The following is a 16,448-nucleotide window of genomic DNA, read 5'->3' as shown; positions in this document are numbered from 1 at the left end:
TCCTTGTACTGTTCGTGCGTGACAACGGGTGACAACGCGCCGCTCGGGCGGCGGCTCTGGACCATGCTGGTCCTGCTCGGCTTCGTCGGGCAGCTCGCCTGGACCGTCGAGAACATGTACCTGAACGTGTTCGTCTACGACACGATCAGCGGGAACCCCGACGTGATCGCGGCGATGGTGGCGGCGAGCGCGGTGGCGGCGACCGCCGCGACGCTGGCGATCGGCGCGCTGTCGGACCGGCTCGGCCGCAGGCGCGCCTTCATCGCCGCCGGGTACGTGGTGTGGGGGCTGTCCACGGCGGCGTTCGGGCTGGTCAGCGTGGACGCGGTGGCGGGGGTCGCGCCGTTCGCGGACGCGGTCGTGGTCGCGGCGGTCACCGTCGTCGTCCTCGACTGCGTGATGTCGTTCCTCGGGTCGGGCGCCAACGACGCGAGCTTCCAGGCGTGGGTGACGGACGTGACCCGGACGGAGAACCGGGGACGCGTCGAGTCCGTCCTGGCCGTGATGCCGCTGATGTCGATGCTGGTGGTGTTCGGCGGGTTCGACTGGATGACCAGGGACGGCCAGTGGTCGCTGTTCTTCCTCGTCATCGGGCTGATCATCGCGGCGGCCGGGGTGCTGGCCTGGGCGTTCGTCCGGGACCGCCCGGTAGAGCGGCAGGAGGGCGGCTACCTCAGCGCGCTCGTGCACGGGCTGCGGCCGTCGGCGATGCGGGCGAACCCCGGGCTGTACCTGGCGCTGTCCGCGTGGTGCGTGTGGGGGATCTCCACGCAGGTCTTCCTGCCCTACCTGATCATCTACCTGGAGCGGTACCTCGACATCGACGGCTACGCGCTCGTGCTCGCCGTCGTGCTGACCGGCGCGTCGGCGGTCAGCGTGCTGGCCGGGCGGGTCATCGACCGGATCGGCAAGGCGCGGTTCCTCGCGCCCGCCGTCGCGGTGTACGCGGCGGGGCTGCTGCTGATGCCGCTCGCGCGCGGCATGGTCCCGGTGATCGGGGCGGGACTGGTGCTGATGTCGGGCTTCATGCTGGTGCTGGCCCCGGTCGGCGCGCTCGTCCGGGACTACACGCCGCCGGGGCGGGCGGGGCACGTGCAGGGCCTGCGGATGGTGTTCGCCATCCTCGTCCCTATGATCATCGGGCCGTCCCTCGGCGCCGCCGTCATCAAGGGCGCGGACGAGCGCTACGAGGACCTGGGCGTGCTGAAGCACGTCCCGACGCCCGCCGTCTTCCTGGCGGCCGCCGCGGTCCTGGTGCTGATCGTCCCGCCGGTGCTGGCGCTGCGCCGCCGGGACGCGCGGACGCCGGACGAGGAGGCCGTGGCATGACGCTGCTCACCAGGTGGGGCAGGACGCTGGACCCGGACGCGGTGCTGCCGGAGTATCCGCGTCCGCAGCTCGTCCGCGGCAGCCACCTCAGCCTCAACGGGCGCTGGGAGTACTCGTTCGACGACACCTCTCCGGAGGGGCCGGAGGAGTACGACGGCGAGATCCTCGTCCCGTTCTCGCCGGAGTCGCCGCTGTCGGGGGTCGAGCGGCAGCTGCTCCCGCACGAGACGCTCTGGTACCGGCGGGACGTCCGGCTGCCGGAGGGGTTCCGACCCGAGGGGCACCGGGTCCTGCTGCATTTCGGCGCCGTCGACCAGACGTGCCGGGTGACGGTCAACGGCCGGGAGGCGGGTCGGCACGAGGGCGGCTACCTCCCGTTCTTCTTCGACATCACCGACCTCCTGGAGGACGGCGCCGGGACCCTGGTGGTGGAGGTCCAGGACCCGTCCGACACCGGTGACCGGGGCTGGGGCAAGCAGCGCCTCAAGCGGGGCGGCATCTGGTACACGGCCCAGTCCGGCATCTGGCAGACGGTGTGGATCGAGTGCGTGCCGGAGGTGCACGTCGAGCGGCTGACGCTCGTGCCGCATCTGGACGAGGCGTGCGTCGAGGTGACGGTGCACGCGGGCACCCGCGACGCGGCCCGGATCGAGATCGGCGCGGAAGGCGCGGTCGTCGCGCGCGCCGAGGCGCCGGCGGGCGAACCGGTGCGGATCGACATTCCGGACGTCCGCCCCTGGAGCCCCGAGGACCCCTTCCTCTACGACATCACTGTCGAACTCGGCACAGACCGTGTCGAAAGCTATGTCGGGATGCGGTCGTTCGGCGTCGGACCGGACGAGGCGGGCGTCCCCCGGCTACTGCTGAACGGGCGCCCGTACTTCCACGCGGGCGTCCTGGACCAGGGCTACTGGCCGGACGGCATGCACACGGCGCCGTCCGACGAGGCGCTGGTCCACGACATCGCGACGATGAAGCGGCTGGGCTTCACCATGCTCCGCAAGCACATCAAGGTAGAGCCGCTGCGCTGGTACTACCACTGCGACCGGCTCGGCATCCTCGTGTGGCAGGACATGGTGAACGGCGGCGGCCCGTACCACAGCGAGGTGGTGACGGCGCCGGCCGTGCTGCCGCTGCGTCTCGACGACCGCAGGCACAAGCGTTTCGGACGCGCCGACGCCGGCTCCCGCGCGCGCTTCCGCGAGGAGACGCGGGAGACGATCGAGCACCTGCGCAACGTGGTGAGCATCGCCGTCTGGGTGCCGTTCAACGAGGGCTGGGGGCAGTTCGACGCGGCGGACGTCGCCGCCGAGGTGCGGGCGCTCGACCCGTCGCGGACCATCGACCACGCCAGCGGATGGCACGACCAGGGCGCCGGGGACCTGCGCAGCCTGCACGTGTACTTCCGCAAGTTCCGCGTCCCGCGCCGCAGGGACGCACGCGTCCTCGTCCTGTCGGAATACGGCGGATACAACCTGCGGGTGGACGGCCACGCCTTCAACGACGAGGACTTCGGCTACAAGCGCTACGACTCCCCCGACCGGCTCGGCGCCGCGTTCGCGCGGCTGCACGCGCGGCAGATCGCCCCGGCGGTGCCGCGCGGGCTCAGCGCCACCGTCTACACGCAGCTGTCGGACGTGGAGGACGAGCTGAACGGCCTCCTCACCTACGACCGCGAGGTGTGCAAGCTCCCCGAGGACCTGGTGCGCGCGGTGAACGCGCGCCTCACCGGAGCGCGCCTCACCGACCCGCGCCTGACAGGCACGGCCTGACCGGCGCGGCAGGCGCGGGGGTCACCAGCGCTGGCGGGCCTCCTCCGCCCACCCGGTGAGGCCGTCGACGGGGATCCACGCGCCGTCATCGGCCTGGACGCGCCCGGTGAAGCGGCCGAAGCACTGGTGGGTCTCGGTGCCGACGACGCCCAGTTCGGTGCGCGACACCTTCTCGTGGAAGGGGCGGAACTCGACCTCGACCCGCCGGCCCGTGATCGTCCACGGGCGCGTCCAGTCGGCGGTGTCGTAGCTCCAGGACAGCTCCTCGCCGATCTTGTGGAGCCGGCCGTCCACGAACACGGCGTTCTCCGTCATCCCGGTGCCGTCGGTCCACTTGCCGCCGAACTGCAGCGCGAGGCCGGGCCCGCTCGCCGCGGCCCAGTTCCACGTCATCCGGTAGGGCCACTTGCCGCGCCCGTGGTCGAGGACGGCGAAGGCGCCCTCGCCGATCTCGTACTCCCCGGCGGGAAGCGTCAGCCGCCCCCGCACGGGGCGGCCGACGTCCTTCACCGTGTACTGGAAGCGGCGCGGCCCCCACGGGATCACGACACCGAGCGACTCATGCCCGTCCGGCAGCGGGATCTCGACGTCGAGGTCGACCAGGCCCGGCACCAGCGCCCGTACCCGCGACCCCGAGGGGCGCTGCCGGACGCCGACCGCCGCTCCCCCGCCCCGCACGGACGCCTCGCCCTCGCCGCTGCGGGCGGGGAACACCGCGCCGCGCGCGAACGGCACCACCGCGTCCTTCGCGGTCACCTCGCCGGTCTCGCGGTCGAGGACCCACACGCCGTGGACGCCGGCGTAGTCGAGCGAGGAGGCCACCAGCCCGATGATGTGCCGGGGCGTGATGATCCCCCAGTACTCCCAGCGCTTCGCCCGGCCCCACCCGCGCAGGTTCGCGCGGTGCAGGGGGCGACGCGTCCAGCCGACCGCGCCGGGGTTCAGCCGCCCGTCCGGGAGGCACAGGTCGACGGGCTCGGTGATCTCGCGTTCGTGGGTCGCCATTCCCCGAGCCTACTGATCACCGTTTCCGCCGCCCGCCGGGGAAGGTCCGGTTCAATGGCGTCGGCGCCGGACCCCCTGCAACGGTCCAGGGCACACCGCGCGGCGTTTAAATAAGTCCATACCTCGGCCAGAGTTTCTCTCGTGCCGTCCCGGTCGATCTCTCCTGGGTGATCATTGAACCGCTCTGGAGCGTCGAGGAGCACGATCGCGCGCTGGACCGGCTCGCGGCCCGGGAGAACTTCCCGGTGGCCGCGCGGCTGCTGCCCGCCCGGCACCGGGCCGACCTGCGTGCCGTGTACGGGTACGCGCGGCTCGTCGACGACATCGGCGACGAGGCGCCGCCCGAGCAGCGGGCCAAGCTCCTCGACCTGGTGGACGACGACCTGGACCGCGTGTTCGCCGGGCGGACGCCGAACCTGCCGCAGTTAAGGCGGCTGGCGGGGACGGTGCACGCGCACCGGATCCCCGAGGCGCCGTTCCGCGACCTGGTCCGGGCCAACCGGCGGGACCAGGTCGTCCACCGGTACGAGACGTTCGATGAGCTGACCGGGTACTGCGCGCTGTCGGCCGCGCCGGTGGGACGCATCGTCCTGCACCTGTTCCGCGCGCACCGCCCGGCGCTGGAGGCGGCGTCCGACCGGGTGTGCACCGCGCTGCAGGTCATCGAGCACTGCCAGGACGCGGGCCAGGACTACCGGGCCGGGCGGATCTACCTGCCCGCCGCCGACCTGCGGCGCTTCGGCTGCGCGGAGGAGGACCTGGCGCGCGCCACCGCGCCGACCCGGCTGCGCGGCGTGCTGGCGCTGCAGGCGGACCGCGCGGCGGAGCTGCTGGACCGGGGCGCGCCGCCGCTCATGGCGGGCCTGACCGGATGGGCGCGGATCGCGGTCGCCGGATACGTCGCCGGGGGGCGCGCGGCGCTGGCCGCGCTGGCGCGCGGGCGCTACGACGTCCTCGCCCGGCGGCTCCGCCCGCGGCGCGCCGCGCTGCCCGCCGGCTGGGTGCGGGCTCTCAGAGGGAGTATGCGATGACGGTTTCGGAGACGTGCGAGACGTCCGAGCGGGTGGTGGAGGCGTACCGGCACTGCGAGCGCGTGGTGCGGGAGGAGGCCCGCAACTTCTCCTACGGGATCCGGCTGATGCCCGCGCCGAAGCGGCGCGCGATGAGCGCGATCTACGCGTTCGCGCGCGGCATCGACGACATCGGGGACGGCCCGGAGCCGGCCTGCGTGCGGCTCGACCTGCTGGACCGGTCGCGGCAGCGGCTGCTGACCGTCCAGGAGGTGGTGCGGCGCCGCGCGGACGCGCGGGCGCTGGAGGGGCATCCGGTGCTGACCGCGCTGGCGGACGCGGCGGGCCGCTACCCGATCCCGCTCGCCGCGTTCGACGAGCTGATCGACGGCTGCGAGCACGACGTGCGGGGCTCGGACTACGACACCTTCGACGACCTGCTGCGCTACTGCCAGCGGGTCGCGGGGACGGTCGGGCGGCTGTCGCTCGGGGTGTTCGGGTCGGACGGCCGGCAGCGGGCCGAGGGCCTCGCCGACTCGCTCGGCGTGGCGCTCCAGCTCACCAACATCCTGCGCGACCTGCGCGAGGACCGGCTGGCCGGGCGCACCTACATCCCGAAGGAGGACCTGGTCCGGTTCGGCTGCACGCTGGAGCTGGACGAGTCGGGCACCTTCATCGACCCGCCGTGGCGGCTGAACAAGCTGGTCGGCTTCCAGGCGGAGCGGGCGCGGGCCTGGTACGCCGAGGGGCTGCGGCTGCTGCCGCTGCTGGACCGGCGCAGCGCCGCGTGCACGGCGGCGATGGCGGGCATCTACCGGCGGCTGCTGGAGACCATCGCGGCGCAGCCGTCGATCGCGCTGGAGAGACGCGTCTCATTGCCGACCTGGCAGAAGGCCGTCGTGGCGGCGCGCGCGCTGTCGGGGGTGGAACGGTGAGCGTCGTCATCGTGGGCGGCGGCCTCGCGGGCATCAGCGCCGCCATCGCGCTGCAGGAGTCGGGCGTGCCGGTCACGCTTGTGGAGTCCCGGCCGTGGCTGGGCGGCGCGACGCACTCGTTCACCCGCGGCGAGCTGAGCGTCGACAACGGGCAGCACGTGTTCCTGCGGTGCTGCACCGCGTACCAGGGGCTGCTGCGCAGGCTGCGCGCCGACCACCTGGTGGAGGTGCAGGACCGCTTCGACGTCCCCGTCCTGCGGCCGGGCGCGAAGGCGGCGCGGCTGCGGCGGGCGAACCTGCCGAGCCCGCTGCACCTGCTGCCCGCCCTGGCCCGGTACTCGCCGCTCGCGCCCGCCGACCGGGTGCGGGCGGTGCGCGCCGCGCTGGCGCTGGGCCGGCTGGACCCCGCCGACCCCGCGCTCGACACGATGGCGGCGGGGACGTGGCTGGCCGAGCACGGGCAGCGGACGTGGGCGCGCAACGCGCTGTGGGGGCTGTTCATCACCGCCGCGCTCAACGCCGAGGTGGACGAGGCGGCGCTCGGGCTGTCCGCGATGGTGTGCAAGCGGGCGCTGCTGAGCCGCGCCGACGCCGCCGACATCGGGGTCCCGCTCGTCCCGCTGGAGGAGCTGCACGGCGGCCCGGCGCTGCGGCGGATCGTGGAGATGGGCGGCACCGTCCGGCTGAAGGCGAAGGTCGAGGCCGTCACCACCGACCCGAAGGTGGTGGTGGACGGCGCGCCGATCGCCGCCGACGCGGTGATCATGGCGGTGCCGCACGAGGCGGCGGCGCGGCTGCTGCCCGCGCAGGCGCTGCCGGACCCGCTGCGCTGGCCCGAGCTGGACGCCAGCCCGATCGTGAACGTGCACGTCGTCTACGACCGCAAGGTCATGGACGCGCCGTTCGCCGCCGCCGTCGCCTCGCCCGTCCAGTGGGTGTTCGACCGGACGGAGGTGAGCGGGCTGCGCCGCGGCCAGTACCTGGCGGTGTCGCTGTCGGCGGCCGACCGCTGGGTCGACCTGCCGACCGCCGAGCTGCGCGCCCGGTTCGTGCCGGAGCTGCGGCGGCTGCTGCCGGCCGCGCGCGGCGCCGCCGTCCGGGAGCTGTTCGTGACGCGGGAGCGGCGGGCGACGTTCCGGCAGCGCCCCGGCACCGCGGAGGCCCGGCCGGGCGCGGTCACCCGGGCGCCGGGGGTGTTCCTGGCCGGCGCGTGGACCGCGACGGGCTGGCCCGACACGATGGAGGGCGCGGTGCGCAGCGGCCTGACCGCCGCGCGGCTGGTCCGCCGCCACCTGGCGGGCCTGCCGGACCGGGCGATGGTCCCCGACCCGGCGGACTCGCCCGACGGGGCGGTGGGCGTCCCCGCGGACCTCCAGCCGATCCCGGTGCGCCGCCACCTGGAAGAGGTGAGGGGCCGGTGACCGCCGTCCCGGTCTCGATGACCGGCGTCCGCGAGCTGGTCGACGGGGCGCTGCGCGCCGCGGTCGGCCGGCTCGATCCGCGCACCTACCGCGTCGCCGCCTACCACCTGGGCTGGACGGACGAGGAGGGGCATCCGCGCAAGGCGCCGGCGGGCAAGGCGCTGCGCCCGGCGCTGGCGCTGCTGTCGGCGCGCGCCGCGGTCGCGCCTCCCGAGAGCGCGCTGCCGGGCGCCGTCGCGGTGGAGCTGGTGCACGCGTTCTCGCTCCTGCACGACGACATCATGGACGGCGACCGGACGCGCAGGCACCGCCCGGCGGCGTGGACGGTGTTCGGCGAGGCGTCCGCGATCCTCGCCGGCGACGCGCTCCTCGCCCTGGCCGGCGAGGTCCTGCTGGAGGCTCCGGCGGAGGGGTCGGGGCGGGCGGCGCACGCGCTGTCCACCGCCACCCGCCGCCTCATCGCCGGCCAGTCGCTCGACATGGACTTCGAGACCCGCCGCCAGGTCGGCGTGGAGGAGTGCGTCGCCATGGCGTCCGGCAAGACCGCCGCGCTGCTGGCGTGCTCCTGCTCGATCGGCGCCGTCCTGGACGGCGCGCCCGAGCCGCTCACGGACGCGCTGGCGGCGTTCGGCACCGACCTCGGCGTCGCGTTCCAGCTCGCCGACGACCTGCTCGGCGTCTGGGGCGACCCCGCGACGACCGGCAAGCCCGCCATGTCGGACCTGAGGTCCCGCAAGATGTCGCTGCCGATCGTGGCGGCGCTGAATTCCGGCACGCCGGAGGGCGCGAAGCTCGCCGAGCTGTACGCGCGGCCCAGGCCGGCGGCGGAGGGGCCGGCGGAGGCGGAGGCGCGCGAGGCCGCCGCGCTGGTCGAGGCGGCGGGCGGGCGCGCGTGGGCCGAGCTGGAGGCCGAGAGCCGGGTCCGGCGCGCCGCCGAGCACCTGGCGGCCGTCCGCATGCCGGACTCCGCCCGCACCGAGTTCCTCCGCATCGCCGACTTCGTCACCCGCCGGGACCACTGAGAGAGCCGGGATCGGATCACCCATGACAACGCTGGAAACACCGGAGACCCCGCAGGCCGCCGGGACGTGGACGGCCGCCGAGGCCCTGGACGCCGCCCGCGACCACCTGCTCCTGCTCCAGTCCCCGGAGGGCTGGTGGAAGGGCGAGCTGCAGACCAACGTCACGATGGACGCCGAGGACCTGCTGCTGCGCGAGTTCCTCGGCGTCCGCACCGCCGAGGACACCGCCGAGGCCGCCCGCTGGATCCGCTCTCAGCAGGCGCCCGACGGCACGTGGGCGAACTTCCACGACGGCCCGCCCGACCTGTCCACGACCGTCGAGGCGTACGTGGCGCTGCGGCTCGCGGGCGATCCGCCTGACGCGGCCCACATGGCCCGCGCCGCCGCCTACGTCCGCGGCGCGGGCGGCCTCCCCGCGACCCGCGTGTTCACCCGGTTCTGGCTGGCGATGTTCGGCCGCTGGTCCTGGGACGAGCTGCCGGTGGTCCCGCCGGAGATGCTGTTCCTGCCGCGCTGGTTCCCGCTGAACGTGTACGACTTCGCGTGCTGGGCACGGCAGACGATCGTCCCGCTGACGGTCGTGGGGTCGCTGCGCCCCGTCCGGCCGCTGCCGTTCGGGCTGGACGAGCTCGTCCCCGACTACGACGTCCCGCGGCCGGGGCGGCGCCGCCTGCCCGGATGGGGCGAGGCGTTCGGGGCGCTCGACAGGGCCCTGCACGTCCACCAGCGGCACGCCACCCGGCGCCGCCCGCTGAAGGGGGTGCGGGAGGCGGCGCTGCGCCGCGCCGGGGAGTGGATCCTCGCGCGGCAGGAGCGGGACGGCTCCTGGGGCGGCATCCAGCCGCCGTGGGTGTACTCGCTGATCGCGCTGCACCTGCTCGGCTACGGCCTCGACCACCCGGTGATCCGGCGCGGGCTGGACGGGCTGGAGCGGTTCACGATCCGCGACGAGAAGGGCCGCCGGCTGGAGGCGTGCCAGTCCCCCGTCTGGGACACCGTCCTCGCGATGAACGCGCTCGCCGACGCGGGCCTGCCCGCCGGGCACCCGGCGCTGGAGCGGGCCGCCGAATGGGTGCTCGGCGAGGAGGTGCGGGGGCCGGGCGACTGGTCGGTGCGCCGCCCCCGCCTGCCCCCGGGCGGCTGGGCGTTCGAGTTCGACAACGACGTCTACCCCGACGTGGACGACACCGCCGAGGCCGTGATCGCGCTGAACCGCGTCCGGCACCCGGCGGCCGAGCCGGCGATCGAGCGGGGCGTCCGCTGGATGGCCGGGATGGTGTCGCGGGACGGCGGGTTCGGCGCGTTCGACGCCGACAACACCCGGACGCTGTGCCGCCGGCTGCCGTTCTGCGACTTCGGCGAGGTCATCGACCCGCCGTCCGCCGACGTCACCGCGCACGTCCTGGAGGCGCTCGCGCACCGCGGCATGGCCGACTCGCTGCTCGCCAAGCGGGCCGTGGTGTGGCTGCTGAAGGCGCAGGAGCCGGACGGGTCGTGGTTCGGCCGCTGGGGCGCCAACCACGTGTACGGGACGGGCGCGGTCGTCCCGGCGCTGGTCGCGGCGGGCGTCCGGCCGGAGAAGCCGGCGATCCGGGACGCGGTCGGCTGGCTGGAGCGCCACCAGCGCGACGACGGCGGCTGGGGCGAGGACCTGCGCTCCTACCGGGACCGGTCGTGGGTCGGGCACGGGCCGTCCACCCCGTCGCAGACGGCGTGGGCGCTGCTCGCGCTGCTGGCCGCCGGCGAGCGCGGCGAGGCCGTCGAGCGCGGCGTCCGCTGGCTCGCCGAGCACCAGCGCCCGGACGGGACGTGGGACGAGGACCACTTCACCGGCACCGGCTTCCCCGGCGACTTCTACATCAACTACCACCTGTACCGGCTGGTGTTCCCGCTGTCCGCGCTGGGCCGGTACCTGCGTGCCGGCACCGCGCCCGGCGGGCCCGGCGGCGGGTCGAAGGAGGCGTTCTGATGGCGATGCCACTGCGGCAGAGCCTGCGCGTCGGCGGGTACGTCCTGCGCAACAAGCTGGCCCGGCGGGAGAAGTACCCGCTGATCATGGAGCTGGAGCCGCTGTACGCCTGCAACCTGGCGTGCGCGGGCTGCGGGAAGATCCAGCATCCGGCGGACGTGCTGAAGCAGCGGATGCCGGTCGAGCAGGCGCTCGCGGCCGTCCGCGAGTGCGGGGCGCCGATGGTGTCGATCGCGGGCGGCGAGCCGCTGATGCACCCGAAGATCGGCGAGCTGGTCGCCGAGCTGGTCCGGATGCGCCGGTACGTCTTCCTGTGCACGAACGCGGCGCTGATCCCCAAGAAGATCGACCAGTTCGAGCCGTCGCGGTACTTCGCGTGGGCCGTGCACATCGACGGGCTGCGCGAGCGGCACGACGCGTCCGTGTGCAAGGAGGGCGTGTTCGACCAGGCGGTCGAGGCGGTCAAGATGTGCCAGGAGCGCGGGTTCCGGGTCACGACGAACACGACCGTGTTCAACACCGACACGCCGCAGACGGTCATCGACGTCCTCGACTACCTCAACGACGAGCTGCGCGTCGACCAGATGATGATCTCGCCGGCGTACGCGTACGAGAAGGCGCCCGACCAGGACCACTTCCTCGGCGTCCAGGAGACCCGGAGCCTGTTCGCGAAGGCGTTCGCGGACGGCCGCAGGCGGCGGTGGCGGTTCAACCACTCGCCGCTGTTCCTGGACTTCCTGGAGGGCAGGGCCGACTTCCGGTGCACGGCGTGGGCGATCCCGTCGTACTCGCTGAAGGGCTGGCAGCGGCCCTGCTACCTGATGGACGACGGCTACTGCGACACCTACCAGGAACTGCTCGACACCACCGACTGGGACGCCTACGGCCGGGGCCGCGACGACCGGTGCGCGAACTGCATGGCGCACTGCGGCTACGAGCCCACCGCCGTGTTCGCGACCATGGGCTCGCTGAAGGAGTCGCTGCGCGCCGTCCGCAGCGTGTGAGGGGCGGTCGCAGCGTGTGACGCGGGCGGACGCCGGGCACGGCGGCCGCAGGGTCACTCCGGGCCGTCGCGCAGCTCCTCGATGACGTCGCGGACGGCGTCGATCAGGGCGTCGGCGTCGTCGGCCAGCCCCGGGTCGACGGAGACGCCGAAGCACAGCTCGCGGTCGACGCCGAGCGCGGCGATCGCCAGCGGCGCGCCCGGCGCCAGCGGGACGATCGGGTACACGGCGGTGAGCGGCGCGCCCGCCAGCCGCAGCGGCCTGTCGGGGCCGGGGAGGCTCGACACGGTGCCCTGCAGGAAGCGCCCGCTGTAGGACATCCGGGCGAACCGGGCGTGCAGCGGCGGCGGCATGACGCGGCCCGCCTGCCACATCACGAACCAGGCGGCCTGCGCGCGGGTGCCGGAGCGCAGCACGCGGCCGCGCTCGGCGATCACGGCGAGGCGGTCGGCCTCGGCCATCTTCCCGACCGGCAGGTCCACCATGACGGCCGTGGTGTGGTTGCCGACCATCGCGCTGCCCGGCGGCCGCATCATGAGCGGCACGGCGACGCGGCAGGTGTCGGGGCGGCCGTCCTCCTCGCTGACGACCCGGTTCAGCGCGCCCGCGACCGCGCACAGCACCACGTCGGTCACCCGGGCGCCGTGGCGGCGGCCGACGTCGCGGACCTGCGCGAGCGGGAGCGACATGCTGCCGAAGCGGCGCTCGGACGTGCCGGCGGCGGGCAGCGGCTCCGGCCTGGTCACGGCGGAGGCGAGCTGCCCGAGCCCCACCGCGGTCGCGACGGCCTTGCGCAGCGGCCGGCGCGGGAACCGGGCGCCGAGGTTGTCGGGCGGCGGCTCCATCAGGTACATCGCCTGCGCCACGATCCCGACGCCGTCGGCGACGACGTGGTGCATCAGGTACACGACGGCGGTGCGGCCGGGCTCGGCGCCCTTCATCACGACCATCCGCCACGGCGGCCTGTCGAGCGGCAGCGGCTCCGCCTGGATCGCGGCGACCGCGGCGCGCAGCCCGGCCATGCCGTCGACCTCCCGTTCGGCGACGTGCCACTCCCAGTCGACCTGGTCGTGGGCGCGCCAGACGGGGCGGCGCCACCGGCCGCGGCGGACGAGCCGCTGCCGGAAGCGGGGCAGCCCGTCCAGCCGCTCCCGGATGACCCGGACGAGGTCCTCGCGCCCGACCTCGCCGCGCGAGGTGTCGAGCATGATGACGCCGCCGGCCTGCTGCGGCGCGGCGGGCGTCTCCACGGCGAGGAAGAAGGCGTCCGGTCCCTGGATGCGGGTGGAGGGCCGGTTCCGGTGGGCGATGCGCTCGGCGATGTACACGGAGACCACCACGAAGGGGACGGCGGCCACCGCGTCCACGATGAAGTGGTTCGCGGTCGCCAGGATGACGTAGAGCGTAAGGAGGATGTGACCGAGGTTCAACCACTGCACCCAGCGCTTCGCCTTCACGCGGGCGAGCTCGACGCCGACCCACAGCGTCCAGCCCATGTGCAGGGACGGGACGGCGGCGAGCTGGTCGGCGTGGCGCACCATCGGCGAGCCCCACGACCCCCAGGTGCGTCCCTCGGAGACGGTGTCGACGAACCCGAGGTCGGGCATCAGCCGCGGCGGCATCACCGGGTAGAGGGCGAAGCACGCGAGCGCCGCGAGGTTGAGCATGACGAACGCATTGCGGGCCGTCCGGTAGCGGTCGGGGTGGCGCAGGAATAACCAGACGAGCAGCGCCAGCGCGCTCGCGATGTAGGTGATCGCGTACTCGTAGTTGGAGAGCACCCGCAGGGCCGACTGGTCGGCGAGCCATCCGTTGAGGGCGGGCTCGATGTCGAGGTGCAGGGCCCGCTCCAGCCGGAAGAGCATCTCGCCGTGGTCGCGGGCGGGGCCCGTCCTCGCCTGCTCCGGCAGCATCGTGACCAGCGAGTACACGATGAAGAGCGCCAGGCCGAGCAGCAGCTCGTTCCTGGCGCGGGGCCGGGTGGCCGCGACGTCCGGTACGCCGACCGCGCCGGGCGCGGTCACCGCCTCGTGTGTGCCCATCGTCCCCCTCGGCCGGGTGCTACCCAGGTATCGCGGAATCAGACGGCAGTGGCCGGTATCGGAGATCATGCCCGGTTCGCTCGCGGCGAAAGCATGCCCGCCCGCCGGAATCTTCGGGAACCCTCTGGCTCAACCGAACGTCTTCGATATATCGTTGTCGTATCGCGAGGGATCAGAGAGAGATCTCAGAAGGTGGTGTCAGAACATGGGACACATGCACGGACACGGCCCCTGGGGGCGCGGTGACCTCCCGAACTTCGGCGCGCTCTTCGGCGGCGCCCCCTGGGGGCCCGGCCCGTTCGGCGGCCACGGCCCCGGCCCGCGCCCGCCGTGGGCGCGCGGGCGCGGCGGCCCGTGGGGCCGCGGCGGCAAGGCGCGCAAGGGCAACGTCCGCGCGGCGATCCTCGTGCTGCTGGCCGAGGAGCCGCGCAACGGCTACCAGATCATCCAGGAGATCAACGAGCGCAGCGGCGGCGCGTGGAAGCCGAGCCCCGGCGCGGTCTACCCGGCGCTGCAGCAGCTCGCCGACGAGGGCCTGATCGCCGGCGACGAGAGCGGCGGCCGCCGGACCTTCCGCCTCACCGACGAGGGCCGCGCCTACACCGAGGAGAACGCCGACCGGCTCGCCGAGCCGTGGGCGGAGATGACGCCCGACTTCGGGGAGGGCGTCCCCGAGCTGTTCAAGCAGGCCGCGCAGACGGGGGCCGCGGTGATGCAGATCGTCCACTCCGGCTCGCCCGGCCAGGTCGCCCAGGCCGCCGACGTGCTGGCGGACGCGCGCCGCGGCCTGTACCGGATCCTGGCCGACGACCTCGACGGCAACGACGACGACCCGGGGCCGACGGCCGCCGGTGACGAGGAGTAGAGATGGCGCATCGGGACGAGATCCGCATCGGCGACGCCGAGCGCGACGCCGTCATGGTGGCCCTGCACGACCACTTCGCCGCGGGCCGGCTCGACCGCACCGAGCTGGACGAGCGGCTGGAGACCGTGCTGACCGCCAAGACGCGCGGCGACCTGCGCACCCTGGTCAAGGACCTGCCGGCGCCCACCGGCCTGCCCGAACCCGAACCCGAGTTCGCGCGGGCGGCCCCGATGGCGTTCGGCGGCCCGGGGCACCCCGCATGGCGGCACCATCACCGGCACCTCGCCGCCCGGCACCGGCACGGGCCGCGCTTCCCGGCGTTCCCGCTGCTGTTCGCGGTGTTCCTGGTGCTCGCCTTCACCTCCGGGCCGGGGACGGCGGTCCTGGTCGTCCTGCAGATCGCGCTGGCGGTCTGGGTGATCCGCGCGGCGCTGCTCGCCTTCGGCGTGCACCGCTCGCGGCACCGGTCACCGCAGGCCTGACGGGGCGGCGGGCCTGACGGGGCGGCGGGCTTCAGGCCGCGACGGGCGAGGTGCAGCGGCCGGGGACGGCGCCGCGGAGGGCGCGCAGGCCGCGGGCGATCATCGGGTGCTCGCGGCTGCCCCGGCGCACGCACGTCAGCACCCGCCGCTTCGGGACGCCGTCGCCGGTCAGCGGGACCCGCACCACCGGCTGGTCGGACGGCCCGTCCGCCAGCCGCGGCACCAGCGACACCCCGAGGCCGTTCGCGACGAGCGACCAGATCACCGACCAGGACGTGGCGTGGTGCGCGAACCGGGGCACGAACCCGGCGGCGGTGCAGTGCGCCATGACCTGCTGCTGGTGGACGCAGACCTCGGGGGCGACGCTGATCCACGTCTCCGCGGCGGCGTCCTCCAGCCGGACGCGGCCCGGCGGCCGCAGCGCGAGCGGATGCCCGGCGGGGACGATGAGGTCGAGCGCCTCCTCCAGCAGCGGTGCGCGGTCGAAGCGCGGGTCGTCGGGCGGCGGCATGTCCGGGGTGGGCTCGATGACCGCGATGTCGGTCTCCCCGGCGGCGAGCAGGCCGAGGGCCACCTCGGTGTCGCACTCGCGGACCTCGATCGCGAGGCCGGGGTCCTCGCGGGTCAGCGCGCCGGCGGCGGGGGCGATGAGCCCGCCCACCGCCGTCGTGAACCCGCACATCCGCAGGGGCCCGGTGGCGCCCGCGCGGTGCGACTCCAGCTCTGCGAGGGCCTCCTCCCACCGGGCCAGCAGGCCGTCCGCGTGCCCGATCAGCAGGTGCGCGGCCGGAGTCAGCCGGACCTTGCGGCCCTGCGGCTCCAGGAGCGGCACCTTCAGCTCCCGCGACAACTCGCGCAGCTGGTGCGACACCGCCGAGGGCGTGAGGTGCAGCGCCTCCGCCGCCGAGGTGACCGTGCCGTACTGGTGAACGAGCCGGAGCATGTGCAGGCGCCGCAGATCAATCATGCAACCATATTGCACGATCTACTGAGCAAATCTGAAATGGACGCCAACATTCGTCCGGTTGCAGACTGCAGTCATGACTCAGCACAGCACTCTCGTGTCCCGCCACATCACCAGCGAGGGCGTCGTCCTCTGGACGCGCTGCGAATGCGGCCGGCTGCGCATGGACCTCGTCCCGCACGGGGACGCGCCGCGCCTGACCGCGGGCCCCTGCCCGCACGCCGCCGGCGACCGCCGCTAGCCGAGCGTCACCTCGTAATGGAGCGTCCGGTAGTGCTTCATCCGGTGGAAGAGCGGCACCGCGAACCCCTGCAGGAACGGGTGCTTGCGGGCCAGCAGCCGCCGGATGGGCCGCGCCTCCTCCTCGGTGAGCAGCCGGACGCGGCCGTGCACCGCCGGGCCGGTGGGCTTCCCCTTGAAGGTGCTCGGAGCGATCTCCACCTCCGGGTTGCGCGCCAGCCGCTTGGTCTTGACCGCCTTGTCGTAGGTGCGGAAGTAGGCGTGGTCGCCGTCCACGACGATGTTGACGGGCGTCCCGACCGGCATCCCGTTCTTGCGGTAGGAGGTCAGCAGGACGGTCCGCTGCTTCCTCAGGCTCTCCAGCGTCTCAGTGGTGTTCATGTCCTCG

At 74.2% G+C, this 16,448-nt stretch carries 15 protein-coding genes; 11 read left to right on the top strand and 4 right to left on the bottom strand.

The genetic code is table 11. The features are described 5' to 3' along the window. The first annotated feature begins 18 nt into the window (after positions 1-18). Together CHF16_RS10445 and CHF16_RS10440 are read left to right on the top strand one after the other, a co-directional pair. On the top strand, positions 19-1,329 hold the full coding sequence (locus tag CHF16_RS10445; RefSeq protein WP_245868339.1) for an MFS transporter: 1,311 nt from the start codon (positions 19-21) through the stop codon (positions 1,327-1,329). Continuing rightward, complete coding sequence (locus tag CHF16_RS10440; RefSeq protein WP_089325738.1) at positions 1,326-3,101, top strand: glycoside hydrolase family 2 protein; 1,776 nt, start codon at positions 1,326-1,328, stop codon at positions 3,099-3,101. Before CHF16_RS10445 ends, CHF16_RS10440 begins: the two co-directional genes overlap by 4 nt. A gap of 21 nt (positions 3,102-3,122) precedes the next feature. Here the strand turns inward: CHF16_RS10440 and CHF16_RS10435 are convergent, their stop codons facing one another. Continuing rightward, positions 3,123-4,106: a DUF2804 domain-containing protein gene (locus CHF16_RS10435; protein WP_089325737.1), complete on the bottom strand. Its 984-nt coding sequence runs from the start codon at positions 4,104-4,106 to the stop codon at positions 3,123-3,125. Positions 4,107-4,273: 167 nt separating this feature from the next. On the opposite strand from CHF16_RS10435, the gene hpnC reads away from it, so the two are divergent. From hpnC to hpnH, 6 genes are read left to right on the top strand one after another with little or no spacing between them, the layout of a single operon-like run. Then, the gene (gene hpnC, locus CHF16_RS10430; RefSeq protein ID WP_089325736.1) at positions 4,274-5,137 is read left to right on the top strand and encodes a squalene synthase HpnC; all 864 of its coding nucleotides are present in this window, start codon (positions 4,274-4,276) and stop codon (positions 5,135-5,137) included. Beyond that, positions 5,134-6,051 (top strand): phytoene/squalene synthase family protein, encoded by a 918-nt coding sequence (locus CHF16_RS10425; protein WP_089325735.1) that lies wholly within the window; start codon positions 5,134-5,136, stop codon positions 6,049-6,051. The genes hpnC and CHF16_RS10425 overlap by 4 nt, the downstream gene beginning before the upstream one ends. Continuing rightward, positions 6,048-7,472, top strand: a complete 1,425-nt coding sequence (hpnE, locus tag CHF16_RS10420) for a hydroxysqualene dehydroxylase HpnE (protein WP_218826619.1) — start codon at positions 6,048-6,050, stop codon at positions 7,470-7,472. The genes CHF16_RS10425 and hpnE overlap by 4 nt, the downstream gene beginning before the upstream one ends. Then, positions 7,469-8,494 (top strand): polyprenyl synthetase family protein, encoded by a 1,026-nt coding sequence (locus CHF16_RS10415; protein WP_089325734.1) that lies wholly within the window; start codon positions 7,469-7,471, stop codon positions 8,492-8,494. Before hpnE ends, CHF16_RS10415 begins: the two co-directional genes overlap by 4 nt. 22 nt (positions 8,495-8,516) lie before the next feature. Then, on the top strand, positions 8,517-10,463 hold the full coding sequence (shc, locus tag CHF16_RS10410; protein WP_089325733.1) for a squalene--hopene cyclase: 1,947 nt from the start codon (positions 8,517-8,519) through the stop codon (positions 10,461-10,463). Further along, complete coding sequence (hpnH, locus tag CHF16_RS10405) at positions 10,463-11,467, top strand: adenosyl-hopene transferase HpnH (RefSeq protein WP_089325732.1); 1,005 nt, start codon at positions 10,463-10,465, stop codon at positions 11,465-11,467. Before shc ends, hpnH begins: the two co-directional genes overlap by 1 nt. Positions 11,468-11,520: 53 nt before the next feature. Here hpnH and CHF16_RS10400 read toward each other — a convergent pair whose 3' ends face one another. Then, positions 11,521-13,509: a bifunctional phosphatase PAP2/O-acyltransferase family protein gene (locus CHF16_RS10400; protein ID WP_179271466.1), complete on the bottom strand. Its 1,989-nt coding sequence runs from the start codon at positions 13,507-13,509 to the stop codon at positions 11,521-11,523. A 214-nt stretch (positions 13,510-13,723) separates the two neighbouring features. Between CHF16_RS10400 and CHF16_RS10395 the strand changes: the two genes are divergently transcribed. Together CHF16_RS10395 and CHF16_RS10390 are read left to right on the top strand one after the other, a co-directional pair. Further along, the gene (locus CHF16_RS10395; protein WP_089325730.1) at positions 13,724-14,374 is read left to right on the top strand and encodes a PadR family transcriptional regulator; all 651 of its coding nucleotides are present in this window, start codon (positions 13,724-13,726) and stop codon (positions 14,372-14,374) included. 2 nt (positions 14,375-14,376) lie between these two features. Beyond that, positions 14,377-14,856: a DUF1707 SHOCT-like domain-containing protein gene (locus CHF16_RS10390; RefSeq protein WP_089325729.1), complete on the top strand. Its 480-nt coding sequence runs from the start codon at positions 14,377-14,379 to the stop codon at positions 14,854-14,856. 31 nt (positions 14,857-14,887) lie between these two features. On the opposite strand, the gene CHF16_RS10385 is transcribed toward CHF16_RS10390, so the two are convergent. Continuing rightward, on the bottom strand, positions 14,888-15,823 hold the full coding sequence (locus tag CHF16_RS10385; RefSeq protein WP_218826618.1) for a LysR family transcriptional regulator: 936 nt from the start codon (positions 15,821-15,823) through the stop codon (positions 14,888-14,890). A 73-nt stretch (positions 15,824-15,896) separates the two neighbouring features. On the opposite strand from CHF16_RS10385, the gene CHF16_RS40190 reads away from it, so the two are divergent. After that, complete coding sequence (locus CHF16_RS40190; RefSeq protein WP_179271465.1) at positions 15,897-16,061, top strand: hypothetical protein; 165 nt, start codon at positions 15,897-15,899, stop codon at positions 16,059-16,061. On the opposite strand, the gene CHF16_RS10380 is transcribed toward CHF16_RS40190, so the two are convergent. Continuing rightward, complete coding sequence (locus CHF16_RS10380; protein WP_089325727.1) at positions 16,058-16,441, bottom strand: PPOX class F420-dependent oxidoreductase; 384 nt, start codon at positions 16,439-16,441, stop codon at positions 16,058-16,060. The genes CHF16_RS40190 and CHF16_RS10380 overlap by 4 nt on opposite strands. Between the last annotated feature and the right edge of the window lie 7 nt (positions 16,442-16,448).

The organism is Actinomadura meyerae (assembly GCF_900188445.1).
Taxonomy (GTDB): Bacteria; Actinomycetota; Actinomycetes; order Streptosporangiales; family Streptosporangiaceae; genus Spirillospora; species Spirillospora meyerae.
The sequence above is the reverse complement of the archived record's forward strand: the minus strand, read 5'-3'. Positions and strand labels throughout refer to the sequence as shown.